Consider the following 2,153-nt stretch of genomic DNA (forward strand, 5'->3'; position numbering starts at 1 on the left):
ATAGAGGCCGGCCGGACCCGCGCCGATGCATGCGATTTTCATGTGCGCGCCTCTACGCCCTCGACGAAGGTTTTTGCCACAGCGTTGAATTCGACCGGCCGCTCGAGATTGGACAAATGCCCGGCACCCTCGATCGGCTCATATTGCGCGCCGGGAATCAGGTGCGCGAGCTCGCGCGACAGCGCCGGCGGAGTCACATGGTCTTCCGTTCCGCAAATGATCAGGGTGGGCACGCGGATAGCGGCTGCACGGTCGCGCTGGTCGGCGAGCCACACGGCTTCGGCGCCGATGCGGAAGGCGGCAGGATCGATCTTCGCCATGGTCTCGATCACTTCGCTGCGTACTGATGCGTCCGCCGGTTGCGCGAGCAGGGCATCGACGCGGCCTTCCGCCAGGGCCCGCATGTCGGCGCTTGCGGCAATCGACCGCTCGTAGATCGCCGCACCGTCGGGGTGCACGGCGAAGCTGTCGGCGAGGATCAGCGACACGCAGCGTGCCGGCGCCGCGGCGTACATGGCGATGGCGATCACGCCGCCGAGCGACAGGCCGCAGACATGCGCGCGATCGATGCCCAACGCATCCATCGCGGCCAGGATCGCCGCGGCGTAATCGTCCCGCGTCGTGCCCGCCGTCGCTGGATCGCTCTCGCCATAGCCCGGATAGTCGAAAGCGAGCGCCCGGCGCTGCGCTCCGAAATGCGCCAGCTGCGGCGCCCACACCGACTTGTCGGACCCGACGCCGTGCAGGAACAGGATCGGCACCGCGTCGCCGCTTCCGGCTTCGTCAAAGCCGAGCCTGATGCTGGTCGAGATCAATATGCGCGCCATAGTTCACCCGTCATGCTGAACTTGTTTCAGCATCCATTGTGGAGACGAACGCCGCCCTTCATGGAAATGGACCCTGAAACAAGTTCAGGGTGACGGAAAAAAAATGAAACAGCCGTGCGTCTATATTCTGGCGAGCCGAGAATATGGGACGTTGTACGTCGGTGTGACCTCGGACCTGATCGCCCGGCTATGGCAGCACCGCAGCGGCGACGTGAAGGGGTTCACCTCAAGGTACCGCGTCTATCGGCTTGTGCGGTTTGAGCAATTCGCGACCATGTACGAGGCTATCGCCCGCGAGAAGCAGCTCAAGCGCTGGCACCGGCAGTGGAAGATCAATCTGATCGAAAGCGAGAATCCGCAGTGGGTTGATTTGGCGCCGGGCTTCGGATTGCCGCCGCTGCCGCCACCCTGAACCGTTTCAGGGTCCATTCCGGAGACCGCGCCGCCCGACGAACAGAATGGATGCTGAAACAAGTTCAGCATGACGGGCGCAGCGTGCCTCGCTACGCTGCGGCTATGACCCGAATGACCGTCAACGGCGAGCCGATCCATTATCGGCTGGACCCGCAGACGCCCTTGCTGTGGGCGTTGCGCGACGCGTCGAACCTGACCGGGACCAAGCACGGCTGCGACAGTGGTGACTGCGGGGCGTGCACGGTCATGGTCGATGGCCGCGCGGTCAAGAGCTGCACCGTCACCATTGCCGCGCTCGAAGGGTCGGAGGTTGTCACCATCGAAGGCCTGTCCGCCAACCGCATGCACCCGGTGCAGCAGGCGTGGGCGGCCGAGCAGGTCAGCCAGTGCGGCTATTGCGAGCCCGGCTTCATCATGGCCATCGCCGCGCTGCTCCGGGCCAGCCCGAGCCCGAGCGCGGAAGCGATCGACGCCTTGCCCAACATCTGCCGCTGCGGCGCTTACCCACGCATCCGCAAGGCGATCGCCCGGGCGGCGGCGACGGCCGCGCCGCTCGTTCCCACCGCCCCGAAAGCTGAACAATCGGGGTCGGAACGGTTAAGCAACGGCTCATCTGCGCAAGAGCACATCCCGTCGGGTAACCCACCCTGATTCCAAGGGAATATTGTCATGCGGACCAGCCTTGTTTTCTTGCTTCTTGCAAGCGTCGCCGTACCCGCCTTTGCCGCCGACGATCCCTCCAGCGGAGATAGCGAACGCGCCGCCCGCCACGAAGCCCGCGCCGAGGCGCGTGCAGAGCGCCAGGCCGAACGGGCGCAGCAGCCCGAGCAATCGGCGCCCCAGGCGCAAGCCCGCTCGATCGAACCTCGCCACGAGGATCGTCCACAAATCGTCCAGCAGCAGACCGAAGTC

The 2,153-nt window shown here is 65.3% G+C and carries 4 protein-coding genes; 3 read left to right on the plus strand and 1 reads right to left on the minus strand.

What is annotated here, in order from left to right; all coding sequences use genetic code 11:
* Positions 1-38: 38 nt before the first annotated feature.
* Positions 39-827, minus strand: coding sequence for an alpha/beta fold hydrolase (locus tag RMO25_RS08955; RefSeq protein WP_309662262.1), 789 nt, complete (start codon positions 825-827; stop codon positions 39-41).
* A gap of 103 nt (positions 828-930) precedes the next feature.
* Between RMO25_RS08955 and RMO25_RS08960 the strand changes: the two genes are divergently transcribed.
* From RMO25_RS08960 to RMO25_RS08970, 3 genes are all read left to right on the plus strand, one after another.
* Positions 931-1,239 carry a GIY-YIG nuclease family protein gene (locus tag RMO25_RS08960; protein ID WP_309662263.1) on the plus strand — a complete coding sequence of 103 codons (309 nt, stop codon included), beginning with the start codon at positions 931-933 and terminating at the stop codon, positions 1,237-1,239.
* Positions 1,240-1,343: 104 nt separating this feature from the next.
* On the plus strand, positions 1,344-1,892 hold the full coding sequence (locus RMO25_RS08965; protein ID WP_309662264.1) for a 2Fe-2S iron-sulfur cluster-binding protein: 549 nt from the start codon (positions 1,344-1,346) through the stop codon (positions 1,890-1,892).
* A gap of 18 nt (positions 1,893-1,910) precedes the next feature.
* Positions 1,911-2,153: hypothetical protein (locus tag RMO25_RS08970; protein WP_309662265.1), on the plus strand; the 243-nt coding region annotated here is incomplete at its 3' end.

The sequence above is a fragment of the Sphingomonas sp. genome, from assembly GCF_031361285.1.
Taxonomy (GTDB): Bacteria; Pseudomonadota; Alphaproteobacteria; order Sphingomonadales; family Sphingomonadaceae; genus Sphingomicrobium.

Coding starts and splice junctions, on each gene's coding strand:
- RMO25_RS08955 (WP_309662262.1), bottom strand. CDS start 827: ATGGCGCGCATATTGATCTCGACCAGCATCAGGCTCGGCTTTGACGAA.
- RMO25_RS08960 (WP_309662263.1), top strand. CDS start 931: ATGAAACAGCCGTGCGTCTATATTCTGGCGAGCCGAGAATATGGGACG.
- RMO25_RS08965 (WP_309662264.1), top strand. CDS start 1,344: ATGACCCGAATGACCGTCAACGGCGAGCCGATCCATTATCGGCTGGAC.